At 68.1% G+C, this 18,128-nt stretch carries 17 protein-coding genes and 5 pseudogenes; 12 read left to right on the top strand and 10 right to left on the bottom strand.

The genetic code is table 11. The annotated features are described in order from the left end of the window. Positions 1-203: 203 nt before the first annotated feature. A complete protein-coding gene (locus OHA03_RS34825; protein ID WP_267007638.1) occupies positions 204-860 on the top strand; it encodes a GNAT family N-acetyltransferase in 657 nt (218 codons plus the stop codon). Positions 861-1,006: 146 nt separating this feature from the next. On the opposite strand, the gene OHA03_RS34820 is transcribed toward OHA03_RS34825, so the two are convergent. The 4 genes and pseudogenes from OHA03_RS34820 to OHA03_RS47895 all read right to left on the bottom strand — a co-directional run bounded on the left by OHA03_RS34820 (position 1,007) and on the right by OHA03_RS47895 (position 4,932). After that, on the bottom strand, positions 1,007-1,279 hold the full coding sequence (locus OHA03_RS34820) for a hypothetical protein (RefSeq protein ID WP_267007637.1): 273 nt from the start codon (positions 1,277-1,279) through the stop codon (positions 1,007-1,009). 91 nt (positions 1,280-1,370) lie between these two features. Beyond that, positions 1,371-2,527: pseudogene (locus OHA03_RS47900) on the bottom strand (hypothetical protein). 157 nt (positions 2,528-2,684) lie between these two features. Beyond that, the gene (locus OHA03_RS34805; protein ID WP_267007634.1) at positions 2,685-3,794 is read right to left on the bottom strand and encodes a peptidoglycan-binding protein; all 1,110 of its coding nucleotides are present in this window, start codon (positions 3,792-3,794) and stop codon (positions 2,685-2,687) included. A 100-nt stretch (positions 3,795-3,894) separates the two neighbouring features. Beyond that, positions 3,895-4,932 (bottom strand): peptidoglycan-binding protein, encoded by a 1,038-nt coding sequence (locus OHA03_RS47895; RefSeq protein WP_323181301.1) that lies wholly within the window; start codon positions 4,930-4,932, stop codon positions 3,895-3,897. A 240-nt stretch (positions 4,933-5,172) separates the two neighbouring features. Here OHA03_RS47895 and OHA03_RS34790 point away from each other — a divergent pair, with 240 nt between their 5' ends. Beyond that, positions 5,173-6,042 carry a DUF2690 domain-containing protein gene (locus OHA03_RS34790; RefSeq protein ID WP_267007633.1) on the top strand — a complete coding sequence of 290 codons (870 nt, stop codon included), beginning with the start codon at positions 5,173-5,175 and terminating at the stop codon, positions 6,040-6,042. 236 nt (positions 6,043-6,278) lie between these two features. Beyond that, positions 6,279-6,665, top strand: a complete 387-nt coding sequence (locus tag OHA03_RS34785; RefSeq protein ID WP_267007632.1) for a hypothetical protein — start codon at positions 6,279-6,281, stop codon at positions 6,663-6,665. 4 nt (positions 6,666-6,669) lie between these two features. Here OHA03_RS34785 and OHA03_RS34780 read toward each other — a convergent pair. Further along, a pseudogene (locus OHA03_RS34780) lies at positions 6,670-7,901 on the bottom strand (IS701 family transposase). A 362-nt stretch (positions 7,902-8,263) separates the two neighbouring features. Between OHA03_RS34780 and OHA03_RS34775 the strand changes: the two are divergent. The 3 genes from OHA03_RS34775 (at position 8,264) to OHA03_RS34760 (ending at position 11,021) form a co-directional block, all read left to right on the top strand. Beyond that, on the top strand, positions 8,264-8,902 hold the full coding sequence (locus tag OHA03_RS34775; protein ID WP_267007631.1) for an RNA polymerase sigma factor: 639 nt from the start codon (positions 8,264-8,266) through the stop codon (positions 8,900-8,902). Further along, on the top strand, positions 8,899-9,963 hold the full coding sequence (locus OHA03_RS34770) for a CU044_5270 family protein (RefSeq protein ID WP_267007630.1): 1,065 nt from the start codon (positions 8,899-8,901) through the stop codon (positions 9,961-9,963). Before OHA03_RS34775 ends, OHA03_RS34770 begins: the two co-directional genes overlap by 4 nt. Positions 9,964-10,478: 515 nt before the next feature. Beyond that, positions 10,479-11,021: an NUDIX hydrolase gene (locus tag OHA03_RS34760; RefSeq protein ID WP_267007629.1), complete on the top strand. Its 543-nt coding sequence runs from the start codon at positions 10,479-10,481 to the stop codon at positions 11,019-11,021. A gap of 187 nt (positions 11,022-11,208) precedes the next feature. On the opposite strand, the pseudogene OHA03_RS34755 reads toward OHA03_RS34760, so the two are convergent. Further along, a pseudogene (locus OHA03_RS34755) lies at positions 11,209-11,403 on the bottom strand (helicase); the annotation flags it as partial. Between the two features lie 149 nt (positions 11,404-11,552). On the opposite strand from OHA03_RS34755, the gene OHA03_RS34750 reads away from it, so the two are divergent. Then, entirely contained in the window at positions 11,553-11,777 is a 225-nt protein-coding gene (locus OHA03_RS34750) for a hypothetical protein (protein WP_267007627.1), read from the top strand. A 290-nt stretch (positions 11,778-12,067) separates the two neighbouring features. On the opposite strand, the gene OHA03_RS34745 is transcribed toward OHA03_RS34750, so the two are convergent. After that, positions 12,068-12,493 carry a TetR/AcrR family transcriptional regulator gene (locus OHA03_RS34745; protein ID WP_267007626.1) on the bottom strand — a complete coding sequence of 142 codons (426 nt, stop codon included), beginning with the start codon at positions 12,491-12,493 and terminating at the stop codon, positions 12,068-12,070. 129 nt (positions 12,494-12,622) lie between these two features. On the opposite strand from OHA03_RS34745, the gene OHA03_RS34740 reads away from it, so the two are divergent. Further along, entirely contained in the window at positions 12,623-13,186 is a 564-nt protein-coding gene (locus OHA03_RS34740) for an SMI1/KNR4 family protein (protein WP_267007625.1), read from the top strand. Here OHA03_RS34740 and OHA03_RS34735 read toward each other — a convergent pair. After that, positions 13,170-13,412: a hypothetical protein gene (locus OHA03_RS34735; RefSeq protein ID WP_267007624.1), complete on the bottom strand. Its 243-nt coding sequence runs from the start codon at positions 13,410-13,412 to the stop codon at positions 13,170-13,172. The genes OHA03_RS34740 and OHA03_RS34735 overlap by 17 nt on opposite strands. A gap of 643 nt (positions 13,413-14,055) precedes the next feature. Here OHA03_RS34735 and OHA03_RS34730 point away from each other — a divergent pair. The 4 genes and pseudogenes from OHA03_RS34730 to OHA03_RS34715 all read left to right on the top strand — a co-directional run. Continuing rightward, positions 14,056-14,798, top strand: a pseudogene (locus OHA03_RS34730) (IS5 family transposase). A 74-nt stretch (positions 14,799-14,872) separates the two neighbouring features. Continuing rightward, positions 14,873-15,472, top strand: a complete 600-nt coding sequence (locus OHA03_RS34725) for an SMI1/KNR4 family protein (protein WP_267007623.1) — start codon at positions 14,873-14,875, stop codon at positions 15,470-15,472. A gap of 116 nt (positions 15,473-15,588) precedes the next feature. Then, positions 15,589-16,479, top strand: a complete 891-nt coding sequence (locus tag OHA03_RS34720; protein WP_267007622.1) for a S41 family peptidase — start codon at positions 15,589-15,591, stop codon at positions 16,477-16,479. A gap of 50 nt (positions 16,480-16,529) precedes the next feature. After that, positions 16,530-16,729: pseudogene (locus OHA03_RS34715) on the top strand (molybdopterin-dependent oxidoreductase); the annotation flags it as partial. Positions 16,730-16,903: 174 nt separating this feature from the next. Here the strand turns inward: OHA03_RS34715 and OHA03_RS34710 are convergent. Together OHA03_RS34710 and OHA03_RS34705 are read right to left on the bottom strand one after the other, a co-directional pair. Beyond that, positions 16,904-17,383, bottom strand: coding sequence for a hypothetical protein (locus tag OHA03_RS34710; protein ID WP_267007621.1), 480 nt, complete (start codon positions 17,381-17,383; stop codon positions 16,904-16,906). A 269-nt stretch (positions 17,384-17,652) separates the two neighbouring features. Continuing rightward, entirely contained in the window at positions 17,653-18,018 is a 366-nt protein-coding gene (locus OHA03_RS34705; RefSeq protein ID WP_267007620.1) for a hypothetical protein, read from the bottom strand. Positions 18,019-18,128: the final 110 nt, after the last annotated feature.

Here is an 18,128-nt window from a genome sequence, read left to right as displayed (position 1 = left end):
GGCAGTCCCGGGTGGGGGAGGTTCGCGAGGACAAGGGGAGGGACGTCATGGGGAAGCGAAACGGTGCGCGCAAGGGTGCCCGTCGGTCGGGGAATCCGGTGCGTAGGGAGGCAGAGCGCCTGTACTCGGGCAACGTCCTGGGCGGGCGCATGTACGCTGCCGCCGCCCAAAGGGCCGGAGTACAGCCGGGTGCCGTCATCCTCGTGAGCGTTCCGTCCCTGCCGGAGGGCATCGTGATCCGGAACGCAACCCAATCCGACGCGGCCCCGCTGAAGCCTGTGATCCGGCTGGCCGACCCGGACAACCCCGACGGCTCCTGGCGGGCGCTTCCCTCCGTGATCGACCAGAGCCTCGATCCGGAGAGGCTCACGCACGCACGGGTGGTGGAGGAGACATCGTCCGGCGCGCTGATCGGCGGCGCGCTCGCACTGCCGGCGACGTGGGCCTTCACCCACCCCATGCTCATGGGATCACCCAACGCGCACATCATCGCCGGACTGGTCGCCTGCCTGGACTCCCTCGCGGTGGTCGACCAGTGGCGCGGCAAGGGCGTCGCGCGTGCCCTGGTCGCCGAAGCGGAGAAGGCGGCAGGCTCGCACCCGGCCGGGAAGCTGGGCGCGGCCGTCCTGTACGTCACGCACGAACCGGAGCTGACGGACTTCTACGCGGGGCTCGGCTTCACGCTCTCCCCCGACGGCATCGGCATCCCCACACCGACGGGGTTCATCTGCCACGGCCCGATCAAGGGCTTCCGCTTCTCGGTGAAGCCGCTGCGCACCGGTGTCCAGATGCAGCCCATGCCCACCCCCTACGGTCGGCATCTGGTCATTGATGGAGTCCTGCCCCTCCCCGCGCCCTGACCCAGGTTCCGCCGCCTCCAAAACGTTGCCGCGACGCGGGGCGGGCGCGCCGGTCCTGTCCCTGGCCGGGCGCTGGACGCGGCGCAGCACCCGTGCAGCCTCTGTGGCGCGGCGGCCGAGCTCGATCCGGTACTGCGGGGCCTCGGTTAAGGCTCGGACGGTCCTTCGGGGCCGGGGTCGCGTGCCGGGATCTCACTCCGGCAGTCCTTGCACGTGACGGTCTCGGGGAGCGTCGTGAAGCGGATGCCGGAGATGCCATAGGAGCCGTCGATGCGGTAGCTCCCGCAGACCGGGCCAGGTGTGGCGTGGAAGTCCTTTTCGCAGCGCAGACACCGGCCGTGCTCGACGCGGCCGTCACCCGGCTTGACGTCGGTGTCCGCGCTTCCGCACCGCGGGCAGTGCACCTCGTTCTCATCCACGTTCGTTCTCAACTTTCAGTTGGCAGAGGGACATGGAACGAGGTCCCGGCGGACCTCGCTTGCACGGCTTCGGGTTCTTTGGTCTGTGGTCTCATGCAGGGCCACCGCGTGACGCGATCAGCCGGTTGGTCAGTTCGACCGTGGCGAGATACCACCAGAAGATCCAGTCGAGGAACGCTTCGTCGTACTCGCCGCGCTGGCCGGCCCGGCGGTGGCGCAGGTCGAAGCCGTTGGCGATCTGGAACAGGGCGCCTTCATCTTTCCCGCCAAGGTCCTCTTTGATCAGGGCGCGCCGTTCCTCGAGGATGCGTCCAAGGTTGAAGATCGCCGATCTCTTGCTCTCTGGCGACGTGTCACGTCCTCGAAAAAGTGCGATGGCGTGGCGAACTCCGGCGGTGGCGTCGGGTGGGCTGTCGTTGAGAGCACGATGTACCAGCTGGCTTCGGGCATCGTCGGTGACGGCGATCAGGCGCCCGAGGTCCTCGCCCTCCGCAGCGAGCTCGTACTCGATGCCGGCCTCGCGCAGCAGCTTGTTGACCTTCCACCGGTACAGGACCCGGGCCGGGCCGTTGTGAAATTCCGAGTGGTGCCAACCGCACCCGCTGTAGCTGTGATACCGCCGCATGCGGGGGCGGCTCACCAAATCGTGGAGTACCTCGATGAGGCCGTAGAAGGATTCCTCATCCCACGCCTCCGGGCCAGCGGCCACAGGTCAGGAATGCCCAGGCGCCGCTCAATCACCTCGGAGGCATCGGGCAGGTCATCGTGGCCGTCGACGCAGTACTCACCGAACACCTCGACCAGGTATCCGTTGTCGGCGAAGTCGCCGATGAGCCGCGCAAAGTCCTGCCGGGCGTCTCGTTCGGTGCTGGCCTCCGGCGAGAGTCCGCTGCCGTAGCGCTGAGGCCAATACGGCCGCGGCGCCGCCGCGTGCCGGAGCTCGGATGCCCGCCTAATGAGCTCCTCGAACCAGTCGCACTGATCCCGATCCCTCCCGGCCTGGTAGCCCCAGCGGCTGGCTGTGGTGGCCCAGGGATCGGCTGCCGACTCCCTGTGACTGGGTATCTGCTCGAAGTCCGCACCGGCTGTGGTGCCGGCAAAGGCCTCGGCCAGAAGCCACTTCGCTCGATCTTCCCAGGAGGGCCCCGTGGTACGCAGGACCCACTCGCCCTCGGTCACGAACAGCGTCGTGGGCCAGAGGAGTTCGTAGTTACTCAAGTCCAGACTCACCGCGTCATCATCACCCATCGGTGCCCCGCTCCATGCCTGGTTATTGGACCTGGAACCGCGTGCATGAACATCCACCCCCGGGGACCGTGGAGGAGGCCCGAACCGTCGCGGCTCAGGCCTCCCTGCTGTTCGGGGACCCGCAGGTCGAACGTGATGCGCGGCCTGGGGTGTGTGGTCAGCTGACGTGGAGTGTCAGATTCTTGGGCCAGCCGGCCCGGTTGAGGTGGGTGAAGAGGTCCTTGAGGTCGTTGGGTGCGAGCTTGATGCAGCCGTTGGAGCTGTAGTCGCCGGCGTTGTCCCAGCGCCACCAGTCATCCCCGTTGAAGGGGTTGTCGAAGGCCTGCGTGCCGTCGGCGAGCATCTCGCTGTGGATGAACATCTGCGTGCGCTTGACGCGCTTGTGGCCGCCAGGCTTGGGAGTGCAGGTCTTGTCCTCGATCTGGATGGCGTAGCCCTGGATCTGCACGCGGGGGTTGTAGTTCCAACCGCCGCGGTTGGTCTCGTGCCCTTTGACCTTGTAGGTCCCGCTGGGCAGCCACCCCTTGTCGGGCCGGCACTCGTCGGTGCTGCCCATTCCTGACCCGGCACGGTAGGAGTCGATCACCTTGCCGCCCCGGAGCAGCGCCAGTCGTGAGTTGAGCGGCTGCTCCCCGTTCCTGGTGAGCTTCAGCGTGTAGGTGCCGGTTCCGGGCCTGGTGCTCGGTGTAGTCGGCTGCGTGGACCTGGCCGTGGTGAGCAAGGCGTTCCAGGTCCTCGGGCCGATGACGCCGTCGGCATCGAGGTGGCTGCGGGTCTGGAAGGCCTTAACCGCAGCCGCCGTGCGGGGGCCGAATGCCCCGTCTGGGGAGACGGTGTGGCCGTGGGCGGTGAGCAGCTTTTGGGCGGCGGTGACGGCGGAGCCGTGGTTGCCGGCGCGGACGGTGGTGACGAGGGCCTTCCAGGTCTTCGCGCCAGCCACGGCGTCGGCCTTGAGGTGATGGCGAGTCTGGAAGGCCCGAACGGCTGCCGCCGTGCGCGGGCCGTACGCCCCGTCCGGGGAGACGGCGTGGCCGTGGGCGGTGAGCAGGTGCTGCAGGGCGGTGACGGCGATGCCGTGGTTGCCGCTGCGTGTCGTGGGCCAGTTCGGGTTGCTCTGGAGGGTGGTGGCGTGGCGGGCCGTGGCGGCGGCCGGGTCGCTGCTGGCGGTGGCGATGCCGGATGGCTGTGCGGCGCCGAACACGGTGAGGGCCGCGATGGCGCAGGTGCTGGCGGCGGCGGTGCGCAGGGTGCGAGGTGAGCGCTTCATGATGCTGTGATCCATTTCTGAGGATGTGTGTTCGGGGTGGCCAGGCCGCGCCCGGGCAGGGCGCGGCCACCTGGCGTGATGGGGGGGTGGGGCGGAGGGGTCAGCTGAAGGTGACGTCCCAGTGGACGCCGCCGCGCTTGGGGGTCTCGTAGACGTACTCGAGGGAGATGCCGTTGAGGCTGCCGTGCCAGCGGGGTTCGTTGCCGCGCGGCTTGCCCTCGCGCTGGGTGTTCTTAATCCAGTTGGTGACGCAGGTGCCCTCGTCGCGGGTGCGCAGGTCGAGCTTGTAGCCCTTGGCGTGGGAGCGGGGGCCGGCGCTGTGGCCGGACTCGGTGCCGCCGGTGATGGTGATGGGGCAGCCGCTGGCCTTCTTGAGGGCGATGACGCCCTGGATGGTGCGGGCGCGCACGCCTTCGAGGCTGGTGCGGCCGGAGGGGTGCTTGATGCTGGCGGCGGCGAGCTGTGCCAGGGCCTGCCGGTTGGTCAGGCGGCCCCCGCCGGACGGGGTGTGGGGGGCGGGGACGTTCGTGTCGGCGACGAGCGTGTGCCAGGTGTTCGGGCCGATGACTCCGTCGGCCTTGAGGCCGTGGCGCTTCTGGAACGCCTTCACCGCACCCGCCGTACGCGGCCCGAACGCCCCGTCCGCGGTGACGTTGTGCCCGGCGGCGGCGAGCTGGACCTGTGCGGCCTTGACGGCCTCGCCACGAGAGCCCTGGCGGATGGTGCGGATCAGCGTGTGCCAGGTGTTCGGGCCGACGAGCCCGTCGGCCTTGAGGCCGTGGCGCTTCTGGAACGCCTTCACCGCACCCGCCGTACGCGGCCCGAACGCCCCGTCCGCGGTGACGTTGTGCCCGGCGGCGGAAAGGAGGTGCTGGGCGGTGCGCACGTCCGTCCCCCGGGATCCGCTCTTCAGTTGCGGCCACGCCTTCGCAGCGGCGTGGATGTTTCCGCCTGCCGGCGTGGCGGTCCTGCCCGGGGTGGAGGGCAGGTGCTGGGCGCGGGCGCCCTGCGAAACGGTCCGGTTGTCACTCGCAAAAGCGAGGTCAGGGGAGGCGGCCACGCCGATTCCGCCGAGGGCGACCAGAGAAGCGGCGGCGACGGCGATGTTCCGCAGACGCGGAGTGAACGTGGTGTTCATGGTGGTTAACCCTTTCGTGTCATGGACTTTTGACGTGCTTGTCCCGCCCAGAGGGCATGGCGGCCCAGGGGCATGGGAGTTGGGGTGTGGCCGGAACGATTGCGTCGGCCGTGAACACCATGGCGCACTCGGCCAGGGAATCTCTACGCTGGTCCGCCACCGGGTCATGCGTGCATATACGCAGCGGCATGCATGGCTCTGACCTGGGGTTATACGCGGCTACTTAGGGCGGGGATGGACATGCAACGGGAGGCCAGCGTGCAGGGCGGGCAGGAGCCAGAGGCGGCCCGCGCCGAGTTGGGCAAGCTGCTCACGCGGTGGCGCACCGAGTGCGGGCTGAGTCAGACCCGGCTCGCCAGCAAGGTGAACTCGAATCAGCCGACGATCTCCCGCTGGGAGAAGGGCCAGATGCTCCCCTCCGCTGAGGCGATCGAGGCGGTATGGCATGTCCGCTCGGCCTCCGAGCGCGCGCACCGGTTGGACGAGGAAGAGCTTCAGCAGGCTCTGCTGCTGCGCCGGCGCGCGGAGGCAGAACCCAAGATGTCGCGGCCCCAGGAACCGTCGCAGCCGGAACCAAAAGCCGCGCAGCAGGCGAAGAAGAAGTGGGTGTGGGCGGCGGTCGCCACCGTGTGTGTGGCCGCGATTGCCGCTGTCGTGACGGTCTGGGCCACCGGTGACGACAATCCCGCTCAAGCCGGGGAGCCGGGCTCGACGGCTTCCGCGCTTCTGTTCCCGACGGTTGCGGCCACGGCTACCTGTGCGGGCGCGACCTGCGCCTCGATGGAACCAGCAACGACCATCTGTTCAAAAGACGCCGTCACCGCCTCCGTCGGGCGCAAGTACGGGGCAACCGTCGAACTGCGCTACAGCCCGCACTGCCGGGCGGCATGGGCCAAAATGAGTCGCACCTCCCCCGAGGACCGGATCCTCATCACCCCCAAGAAGGGCAACACCGAGGAATACCGGCAGCGGACCGGACACGACGCTCACACCCCCATGGTCCCGGCCACCCGCCCCCAAGACGCCCAAGCCTGCGCACATATCCAAGACCGCGGGACCGTCTGCGCCACCACCCCCGTCACTGCCACCGCAGCGGCAAGCCCAAGCTAGTACTCCAGCGGTAGATCGTGATTTTGTGGTCTGGGGTAGGGGCGTTTTTGAGGTGCTGCGGGTTCGGTAGTGCTGCACACTTCGTTGTTGTGGAGATCGTGGAGGGTGAGCTGCGGCGCCTTCGGGCCGGGCTGGAAGCTGGCGATCGTCGGGAGCGGGCGTTTCTCGTGCGGGTCCGGTTCACCGCCGATGACGCGGCACGAGTCATCCGCGGTGCGCGTGATGTTCTGGCACCCGTGATCGAACGCGTAGGCACCTGGCCTGCGTTCGAGCGGTGGCCCGAGTTGTTGCCGACGTGGTTCGTGCAGCGGTGTGAGCCGGAGAGTGTTCCCGACCCGTCCTTCGACGTCGAGGCGTGGGAGCGGTGGTGGCGCGCGCTGACTTCCGAGCAGAAGGCGGCGGAGTGTCAGGGGCCATGGATGCTCTCGGACTGGCTCTACTACTTCGATCCGACTGAGGAGGGACGGGGCGATGATCGCAGTTGGTGGTGGTGGGATGCGGGAGTGAGCGAACCGGGCAGTGGATGGGTCGAGGTCGCCACCACGGGCTGGCCGTGCGAGACCGGATCCTTGTCCTGGCTCATCGAGGCGAGCGGCGGCACGGATCTTAGCTACGGGACGTGAATCCTCACCCCTGGCAAGCGGCCTGCCTCCGGTAGTGGCTGGCCCGGGCGCGGGCTTGATGGCGTCGCCGCCAGTGCGACCAGCCGAGTCGGGCAGTCACGGATGTGGGAGGAGCGATCAGCAGGTTGAACAGCCGCTGGATCTCGTTACAGGTCAACGGGATCAATCCGTCGCTGTCGGCTCGGCATGCTCCCGTGCACGCACTACCGCGAGGAACGCGTGCGCGAGCATCGCGAGGGTGACCCATCGGGACCATGACGGGTAGCGGCGGACCTGGTGCTCGTCCAGTCCGGCCAGGCCCTTTCCTGACTGAAATGTCTCCTCGATGCGCCATCTTGAGCCCGCGACCCGTACCAGGGCCGCCAGGGGCACTGGTCGGGGCGAGTAGCAGCGGTAATAGGCGAGTTCGCCGGTGGTGCGGTTGCGGCGGATCAGCAGGTGGCGGTAGCCGGGTGCGGTGTCGGGCAGGTCGATGTGGGCCCAGTCGTAGAAGCGATGCCCTTTCGCTCCGGCTCCGGCGGACAGTTTCTGCCAGGCACGCGTGGGGAGCTTCTTGGTCAGGGTGTCGGCGCGGAACTTGCCTGCCTGGGTCGTGACTTCGTGGCTGCAGGCCACTGCGAGCACGTAGCCGGTGGCGCGCTCCTCCAGGACGGTGCGCAGTTTCGGGTTGCCGCCGTAGACCTCATCGCCAGCCACCCAGGGGGCGTGGTGGCCGGCGTCCAGGAACCGGGCGATCAAGCGGGCGGCCAGTTCGGGCTTGGTCGCGAACTCGCTATCGGGGTCGAGTCCGGCCGCGCGGCAGCGGTCCGGCTGGTCGGTCCAAGAGCGCGGGACGTACAGCTCGCAGTCCACCGCGGCGTGTCCGCGTCGGCCTGCGTAGACCAGGTAGACGGCGACCTGCGAGTTCTCGATCCGACCTGCGGTGCCGGTGTACTGGCGTTGGACGCCGACGGTGCGGGTGCCCTTCTTGATGTCGCCGGTCTCGTCGACGACGAGTACCGCCTGGTCGTCAGCGAGGTGCTCGACGACGTAGTCGCGCAGGTCGTCGCGGACGGCGTCGGCGTCCCACTTGGCGCGGTTCAGCAGGTGCTGCATGCCGTCCGGAGTCGGCTCCCCGGCCCACTCGGCGATGGTCCAGCAGTTCTTTCGGGGCAGGTTCGAGAGCAGTCCGAGCATCAACCGCCGCATTCGCCGGCGCGGTTCGACCCGCGTGAACCGGCCCGCAATCCGGTCCATCAGGCTCTCGAATGCCTCCTGCCAGCGGGCAGGGTCTACGCTGTGACCTGCGGCCACCGCGTGATCGTTTGTCTTCACACACCGATGATCAGTGGTGGCCGCACCCATGTCCGCACCGGCCCCCGCCAGCCAAGATTACGATCTACGGCTGGAGTACTAGTGATCATTAACAGATTTGTCACACGGCATACCGGATGCGGGAGCCCGCCGCCGGGGACGAGGACACCACTCCCGGAGTCCGAACCGGGGGCATACTGTCCACTCCCTGCCTGCTGGTTGGCGAGCCGGCCGCGGAGCCCATGTTTCCTGACCGTGTGACGCACGCCACGGGAACCTGCCCAGCCGTCCGGACAAAGCTTGACGTGGACTACTCATTGCACACCCGAATACGGGCAGGCGACCCCGAGGCGTTCCGCGAGCTCTTCCGTGACCACGCCCGACTGGTCCACCGGCACGCGGTGCGCGTGACCGGGGACTGGACCGTCGCCGAGGACATCGTCTCGCTGACCTTCTTGGAGGCGTGGCGGCTGCGCGCCAAGCTGCGGGACGAGGGCGACAGTCCGCGCCCCTGGCTGATGGGCATCGCCGTGAACGTACTGCGCAACACCACCCGCGCTGCGCGCCGCCACCAGCGGGCCCTGCAGCGTCTGCCGGCCAAGGAAACGGTCCCGGACTTCGCCGACGAACTCGTCGGCCGCATAGCCGATGCCGACCAGCTGGCTGCCGCCCAGCGGGTGCTGAAGAAACTGACCCGGAGCGAGCGCGAGGTCTTCACGCTCTGTGTGTGGTCCGGGCTCGGCTACGCGGAGGCGGCGGCCGTGCTCGGCGTCCCGGTCGGCACCGTGCGCTCGCGCCTGTCCCGCGCCCGCAGACGGCTGAGCAAGCTGGCCGACGAAGAACTGAGGAAACGCACGGAACCGCTACCGCGCAACGGACAAGTACAGGGCGGCCGCACTTCCGCGGCCCGGTCACACGAGTCGTACGAGGAGAGGTCCGGATGATCCGCAAGAAGTCGCGGCGTGAGGAGTCGCTGGACCACGCGGAGCTGGCCCGTTTGCTGCCGGCGCCGGGAGACCCGCACCTGTCGCTCGACCGTCACCTGCTTCTCGAGGAGCACCTGATGAACGAGATCCAGCCCACCGCACCCGCCCCCGCGCCGTCCCGCCGCCCGGCACGCCGTGTCCTGCTGATCGGTGTCCCGGTCACCGCCGCCGCCCTGGCCGGCGCATTCGCCTTCACCGTGCTGACGGGTTCCGGGGGCAGCGGCACCACCGCGGCCACCCCGCCCCCGGTCGAAGCGCCAGTCGTCCGCATCGAGCCCGGCAGCACCGCCCAGCTCGCCTCCACGGTCGAGCGCATCGCCGCCGCCGCCTCGGCCAGCAAGACGCCCGAACCCGGCCCGGGCCAGTACATCTATATCAAGAGCGAGGTCTCCTCCCTCCTCGTCTCGCACACCGACGCATACAAGTCCAAGAGCTGGATCCAGCCCCTGCATATCCGTGAGGTATGGAATTCCCGCGACGGCAAGCAGGGCTGGCTGGACGAGCCCGGCTACCAGCCCAAGGGCGGCATCACCCTCAACAGCGACGTCGAGCGCACCTTGGGCGGCCCCTCCTACGACTACCTCAAGACGCTGCCCACCGACCCGGACGCCCTGCTGAAGAAGATCTACAAGGAGACCAAGGGCCAGGGGAACTCCCCGGACCAGGAGGCATTCACCACTGTCGGCGACCTGCTCAAGGAGCAGCTCGCACCGGCCAAGCTGAACGCAGCGCTGTACCAGGCCGCGGGCAAGATCCCCGGGGTTGTGGTGGTGGACCATGCCAAGGACGCCGCGGGACGCGAGGGCATCGCCCTGGCCCAGGTCGACCAGCAGAGCGGCGATCGCACCGAATGGATCTTCGACCGCAAGACGTACGCCTATCTCGGCAGCCGCGGTGTCCAGGTCAGGCAGGTCGGCGCCATCAAGCCTGGCACGGTCGTCGGATGCACCGCCGTGCTGGAGCGGGCCGTCGTCGACGCCCAGAAGCAGCGCCCCGGCGCGCAAGGTGCCGATGCGTGAGAACGCGATCGCCCCGCTGGAACCCCGCTGGGCAGTGCGTATGTTGCCACGCGATCAGGACCGGCGCGTCGAGCAGCACTCCCGTCGTCGCGGGTGTCGGTCTCGCGGTCTTGGTTGGTCGACACCGGCGCAGTGTTCATCGCGCGCAGGCGCCGCACGGCCGGCCAGAGCTGACGGCAGGCAGCACAACGCCACGAGGGAAGCAGGCCGCTCGCCGTGTCGTGGGCGGCCTGCTCGTACTCCGAACCGCTCAGTGAACGGCCACCACTGGCGCCCGGGGTAAGTGAGGTCTTAAGGGCCGCGTGCTCTGGGTGCTGGTCGGCCCGGGGCAACGCCGTCAACTTCATCCATGGCGCCGCCCTTGTACCGTTCATCTTCCTGGTCCAGGCCGAGATCCTGGCCGCGATCAGGATGCTCACCCGCGGCGACCTCGCCCCCGGCATCTATGAGGTCCCCGCACCCGACCGCGAAGCCATCGCGGCGACCTGGCTCTCCTACTTCAACAGGTGATCACCATGACCATCACGGCAGACCACATCCGCACCACCCTCACCGCCTACCTCGACCAGCATCCCGAGGACAAACACGAGCTCGGTACCGTCCTTGGCTTGCTCGACGACGGGGACGACCTCACCAGCCGGAAAACGCTGCCCTGCCACGTCACCGCCGGCGCGATCCTTATCGGCCCCGACAACCGCGTACTGCACATTCTCCACAATGCAACCCAAAAATGGCTTCTCCCCGGCGGTCACCTGGAGCCCTACGACCAGACGCTCCTGCAGGCCGCCGGCCGCGAACTCACCGAGGAAACCGGAATCCCGCCACACCTCGTCACCCCGCGCAGCGACACCCCGCTCCACATCGACATCCACCCCATCGACGCCAACCCCGCCAAGGACGAACCCGCCCACCAGCACATCGACTTCCGCTTCCTCTTCCACACCACCGCCGACATCGGCGAACTACAGACCGAAGAGATCAGCGACGCCGCCTGGCGCGAGACCGACAGCCTCCACGACGAGCAGCTCAAACAACGCGTCACCCAAGCACTCCGCTAGCCCGCTTCGGACTCAGTACGAGTCAGGCCCGCCGGCGCAGCGCCAGAGTAGGCAGGCGGCGGGCGCCTACCGCACCCGCAACGTCTACGACCGCACGCCTCGCGGCCTCGACCTCTACGAGTACGGTCACGGTCCCGGCTTCTGACCCATTGGGCGGCGTAGGCGATCAGGGCAGCGTTCTGCGCTGCTACACGGCCCACTCCACTCCCAACCCGGCGAGTGCGCGGAGTTGCTCGGCGTCGAGCTTGTCGCGGTGTGCTTTCTGGTTGCCGATCCAGATGCCGGTGCGGTGCTCCGTGCCATCGGGGAGGTCCTCGACGTGGCCCCGGCCGGGCATCGTGCCCTCCCTGTCGACGTACTGCTGGAGGGCCTCCAAGCCCTTCTGGAAGGCCGCACCGCCCTGCCGCGCCGACCTTCGCGGGCTCCTTGCGGGGCCGTACGGCCGCTTCCACGCCCAACTCGACCAGCCGCCGCCGCTGCTCCTCGTTGTGCTGGCCCCAGTCCCGTCGCTGCCGGATCAGCCAGCGTCCGATGGTGGGTGATGCCGGGCTGGATGTCGGCGAGGCCGGCACCGGCCGCGAGGAGTGTGGTGAGGCCGGTGTAGTGGCGTTGCCAGTCGACGGTCCAGCCGAGTTGTCCGGGGTTCCAGTCGGGGTCGATGGCGGCGAGTTGCTCAGCGCGCCGTGCCGCGCGTTCTGGGTCCTTGCCGCCGACCCTGCCTTTTCACGGAGCACCATTGAGGTGGCCGCCGAATGACCACCGCGCCAAACGAATGAGGACCGGCAATAGCCCCCAGGTGTGAGGGGAGACCGGTGCCTGCTCCCCCGAGGTGCTCCCGCACGTCTTCCTGCCCCGCCTTCTTTTTCTTCCGGTCACAGCGTCAGGGGGTGCGCAGAGGGGAATGCCAGACTCCCCGACCGGTCATTTCAGGTGCGGTGACCTGCGGAGATGCTGGAGGTCAGATCGGGGGAGGGTACCCGTTGTTGTATCCCTTGCCCTGCCTGGTGTCCTACGCCTTGTTCTGACGGCGTGGCACGGTGGGGCCGTCAGTTCGCGGGGCGGGGCAGTACGGCGAGGGCGGTCTGGGCTATGTCCGCCAGCGTCTCCTGGCTCGCTCCGGCCTTGCCCAGTGCTTCGATGCCGCGCAGTACGGCGAGCACCAGCGCGGCCAGCTTTCCGGGGTCCGCGTTCGCCGCGAGATCGCCGTTGCGCTGACAGGCGGCGATGTCGTCCTCCAGCAGCGCGCGCAGCGCCTCGATGGTCGCGCGCGCCCGCTTGGCCACCGTCTGGTCGTGTTCGGCCAGCTCGGCGGCGCCCTTGGCCAGCAGGCATCCGCGATGGGCGGTGTCTGCGGCGGTGGCCGCCGCCACCGCGTGGACGTGTGTGGACAGCCGCGCGTAGGCGTTCTTGTCGTCGCCGCGCAGCTGCTGGGCTGTGGCGTCGACGACTGAGCCGCAGTACTCGTCGAACACGCGGTGGAACAGCTCCTGCTTTCCGCCGAACGCGGCAGTCAGGTCAGGGCCGTCCTGTGCAACTGAGCCAGCGACACACAGTGGCCGTACGGTGAGCTACGAGAGGTGCGATGGAGGAGAGGAACGGCCGTGGGGGAAGTGGGGCAGGCGTGGCAGCGTGTGCTGAGCTGGCTGGAGGTGAACGCACCGGTGACTGCGTCGTCGGTACTCCCTCCCGTCGCGGTAGGAGAGATTGACGCGGCCCAGGAGCGCATGGGTGTCGTGTTTCCGCAGGAGCTACGAGCGTGGCTCCTGATAACCGGACTGGACGAGGGCCCTGATGATTCAGTCGCAGGGATCCTGCCCGGCCTCGGGGGCCTGCTGGGGCTCACGGCCATGGAGAGCTTCTACAACTTCAAGATGGAGATCGAGCGCGACGACCCGTCCGACGAGCCGGGCCTTCCTTTCTGGCACGAGCAGTGGGTTCCGATCTTCTCGGACAGCGACGCCTGCTACGGCAAGTTCCTCGACACACGCACGGGCCAGATCGGCTCATTCGGGGACGGAGACCTGCCGTCCTTCGGTGTCCACGAGTCGCTGTCCGCCCTGTTCAACGAGACAGCCAACCTCATGGGGCAGATCACCTACGATGCGGGTGGCGTGGTGGGAAGTGTGCAGAACGGCCGGCTGATCTGGCTCAGTAGCCCTGGGTGATCACCTTTTCCCGCATCAGCCTTTCCAGCTCCGTGTTCGACAGCGGGTGCAGCGTGCTCAGGAGGCGGCGCAGGCCGGGTTCGTCGAGGGACTGGCTGGTGACCTCAACCTCCGCGTCGTGATGGCGACGGGTGAGGGTGATGTCGCGGGTGCCGCCGGGAAGGCGGCGGAGCGCCCAGATACAGCAGTTCCGGATGCTCCCGGTACCGCGCGATCTCCGCCGCATGCCGGCGCTGCTGTGCCTGCACCGGGCCGATGGGGCCCACATAGACCACGCCGGCCGCCAGCACTGCCACCGCCCCGAGCCGTACCCACCGGCTTGGCACGAAGAACGCCGCGGCGACGGCGTACGGCACCCCCGTCAGCGCGACCCGGGTGCCGGCACTCCCCCAGGTCCACGTCCCCGCCGTAGGCGGCCAGGCCCGCCAGGACGCCGAGCGTGCCGAGGGCGAAGACCACGGCAGCCCAGCCGAGCCACACAGCGGCACCACCGGTCCTCGCCGGTATGCCCGCCATGGCCAGCAGGCCCACCATCAGCGGCACACCCAAGGCCAGGACCGGCACCAACGCGTCGGCACCACCGCCCCAGGCCGTCACCACCAACTCGAAGCCGAGCACAGGCATCGCGGCCGCCATCGTCGCCCAGACCAGCAAGAGATGCAGGGCCGTCAGCGCCCCTCTGCCACTTGTCATGCCGCGGAGCCTGCCAGCCCGCCTCCTGACGCACATGAGTTCTCCTACTCAGTCCGTCCTCCCCCACCCCCCGCCGGAAGGTGCACGTCCGCCCTCGCCGAACCGAAGCTGGAAATGATCACTGCTAAGAGACCGTCTCAACTGGCTTGATCGCTAGGGTGATGGTCGTGATGGCGATGGTAGAGCGTCTGGTGCCGGACGGATTGTGGGAGTTGTTCCAACGGGTGGTACCAGCCGCTCCGGTACGGCCTCAGGGTGGGTGGGGGTCGCCGCAGGTATGGGGACCGGCAGGTGCTGGCGGCCATCGTGTTCGTGGCCACGACAGGCTATACGTGGAGACAGCTACCTACGGGCTTCGGCCCGTCCGGTCCGACGGCACACCGGCGGTTCACTGAGTGGAGCCGGGCCCGGGTGTGGACTCGCTGAACATGCGGGCGATGAAAGGGGGGATCTGACGGGTCCGAATCCCGTAGATCGCGGCAAGAAGGGCTCAAAGATCCACTTGATCACCGAGCGGACTGGTCTGCCTCTCTCCATCGGGATCTCTGCGGCAAATACCCATGACAGCCAGGGGCTGGAGCCCCTGGTACGGGGTATCCCGCCTATCCGCTCGCGACGCGGACCGCGCCGGCGACGGCCTGACAGGCTCCATGCCGACAAGGGCTATGACTACGGCCATCTGCGCCGGTGGCTCCGGACCCGGAACATCATCCCTCGCATCGCCCGCAAGGGCATCGAGCCCTCTCATCGGCTGGGACGCCACCGATGGACCGTGGAGCGAACAGTGGCGTGGCTGGCCGGGTGCCGTCGCCTGCACCGTCGGTACGAACGCAAGGCAGAACACTTCCTCGCCTTCGCCGGAATCGCCGCCACCTTGATCTGCTATCGCAGGCTTGCGAAGGCCGTCACCTCCACGTGATCCGTAAAGTACGGCCCCATACGACGCCGGCCCAACGCGAGGGACCGCGCCGGGCCCACATCATCGAGGAACTCATGACTGACTACCTGGCCGCCGCCATGGCGATGCTCGGCCCGGCCCAGAACCGCCATGCGGACCCGGCTGCCTGGGACCGTCTCCACGCAGAGCTCGGCATACAACTGCCTCCCGACTACAGGATCCTTGTGGACGCGTTCGCCCCCATTCAGATCAACGGACACCTGTATCTCTCCCACCCCGCGACCGAGCGATGGAACCTGGGCCAACACATCCAGGGCCAGATCCAGGCGTGGTCCGAGGTGCCGTGGGACGACCTAGACCTCGACGCGGATGAGGACCCCCGCCAGCTCTTCGGACTCGACGATCTGAGCTTTGGCACCCGAAACGGGTTGTGGCCGATCGCGAGCACCGACCGAGGAGAGACCATCTTCCTGCACACTGCCACCGATGCCCCAAGGCTCCTGGTGAACTATGACGAAACCTGGGCAGAGCACCGCATGAGCTTCGCAGAATGGCTCTACCGCTACCTCATCGGCGAAGACATGACCGGACCCAACAGCGCAGCCTTTTACCCCGGCCCCGTGCAGTTGCGGCGCCTACCAATGTCCGCCGACGAACGCTCCGAGCCTTGGTACGGCCCAGACCGCGGCATGTGAGAGACCACCGGTCCGGTCGCAGCGGCAGCCCTAATGAGATCACTTCTAAAGGGGCACTGACAGTCCGTGAATTAATTCGGGTGCCCGTCGCGGCCAGGAGCTTATGCTTCTCAGCCATGCCTACCAACGCAGAGATAGTCGGCCTGGCCCTGGACCGGATCACGGCCGGATACGTCTTCCCCCAGCGAGCCGTGGAGATCAACGGCGCGATCCGGAGCCGGCTCGCAGCTGGGGCGTACAACACGCTGAGCGGCCCCGCACTCTGCGCGGCCGTGACCGCCCACCTGCAGGAGGTCTGCCCGGACAAGCATCTGAGGCTGCTCTGGCAGGATGAGCCCCAGTCCACGGATCCGGCGGACGAGGATGAAGGCCGGGCAGCCTTCCTCGCACTGCTAAGGGCCGAGAACCAGGGCATCCGCCGCTTCGAGCACCTCGAGGGCAACATCGGCCATCTCGACATCCGGCGGATCGCCGACGCCGGCGAGGGTGCCCGCGCGATCGGTGCGGCGATGGAACTGGTCGCCCACACCAGTGCGCTCATCCTCGATCTGCGTGAGTGCCGCGGTGGCTCACCCGAGGGCGCCGCCATGTGGTGCAGCTACTTCTTCCCCGACGACCAGGTGCACCTCAACGACATCTACGAGCGCTCCACCGGCTCCACCCGCCAGTACTGGACCGCCTCGCATCTGCCCGCGCCGCGCTACCTCGAGCGCCCGGTGTACGTACTCACCAGTGCCATCACCTTCTCGGGCGGGGAGGACGTGGCGTACACCCTGCAGGCGCACGGGCGAGCTGTTCTCGTCGGCGAAACGACCCACGGTGGTGCTCACCCGACCGCCCGGCACCCGGTGACGGAACACATCACCGTCACCGTGCCGACCGCCCGGACGATCAGCACCGTCACCGGAACCAACTGGGAGGGCATAGGCGTTGTGCCGGACCTAGCCGCCACCTCAGAGCAGGCCCTCGAGACGGCACACAAGGACGCACTGCGACGCGCAGCGTAGCTGTTCCGACGTAACCGTCCAACCGGGGATGACTGGGACTCGGCATCATGGCCACGCACCACAACGGCGAGCTCCTCACCGCCGAACACGGGTTCCCACTGCGCCGGGTAGTCCCGCACCTCTTCAGCTACAAGGGCCCCAAATGGCTGCGCGGCATCGAATACATGACAGCTGACCGGCGCTTGGGAAGAACGCGGCCACCACAACATCGCCGCCCCCCTGGCGACAGCGATACCCCTACCAGGAAGAAGGAACGACGGCCCCCACCTGCCTGGCGGATGAGGCAATCAGGGCGCACTTGCCGATCCAGCCGACCAAAGAATGCGGCCACCGCAGCGGCCCTGCGACCCGGCCAACCCGATGGGCACGAACCGGGCTGGTCGGGCGTCGGCGTACTTGCCGATGCTGCTGACGCCGGCTCTCCTCACGACCGCGAGCTCTCCGTGACCGTGAGGAGGACGCTCGTCGTGGGTCGGATGCTGCCCGCCATATCGGCGGGGTTCAGCTGGAGGGCGATGTCGACGATCTCTTCCTGCCCGTCCAGCGCCTCGCGCTGCTTGTCGATGAGGACGGCGGGCGCCTGGATTTGAGCAACATTCCCACACAGCCCGAGACTCGACGGGGCGGCACCGACGTCACCAAGCTCGAACCGTCCGTCGTTGAGGTTGCGCTGCCCCTCCGTCACGATCTTGTTCTCCCGCAAATACGCCTGCATCGCCTGCGAGGTACTGCGGAACGCCACGGCCAACCGAACACCTCCGGCCGCCGCCGTAGAGCGCGTGACGTAGTGGACATTTTCGGCACCAGCAGGCAGAGCAAGGCGTACGACATCAAGCTCCTGCTGCAGCGGAACATCGCTCCCTTCGCAGGCCCGCGCATCACCGAACGGATGCCCCTCGTCCATGAATCCCAGCCAACCGCCCACGCCCAACGCCGCCAGAACGCACCCGCTCCCGGCCACCCACCACAGCCCACGACGCATAGGCTCCCCCTTTTACATTCGGGACCGTTCACCGCACCGAAGCGGGTTCTCCCACCAGCCCATGGAAGAACGCGCATGCCGATCTCGGCTGACGTTCACCCGACCGTGGCCGCTCACTCAAACCGATGCTCAACATGATCTATAAGGCAACGCGTTCTGAGACCACACCAGAGAATCTCTGACTCAGGTCACTAGCGGGTCAGCGCCTCGAAGCCGACATCCCCGCAGTACTGCACGACACGCCCCTCCGCCTCGGCATCACTGTTGTTCATCGCCGCCACCGTCGCCTCCGCCAAGGTGCGGCCTCCGCCGACAGGCTCATCCCGGAGCGGTCGCATCGCGAGGAAGGCGTCCTGAGTAACCGCCCCGACCTCGTCGTACCCTGACGACTCCGCCGTGTCCGTGCCCGCCGCGTTCCGCGCCTCCTGCCACGCCCTCAGCTGCGTGCAGTAGTTCTCCCGCTGCGCGGTCAGCCGCTCCTCGTCCTCGCCCTCGGACGAGGAACACCCCGCCGCCACCGCCACCAGGGCGAGGACCGCGACTACCGCCTTAAGCACACGCACCACGCTGCCCCCCGGCTGAAACCGCGCCCGATCGCCCCTGCCACCTGCAACTCACACAGCAGAATACCCGCGCCGGATACCTTGGCCGCCGCAGCGGTCGCTGA

It is taken from the genome of Streptomyces sp. NBC_00154 (assembly GCF_026342835.1).
GTDB lineage: Bacteria > Actinomycetota > Actinomycetes > Streptomycetales > Streptomycetaceae > Streptomyces.
This window is presented reverse-complemented; position numbering and strand designations above follow the sequence as displayed.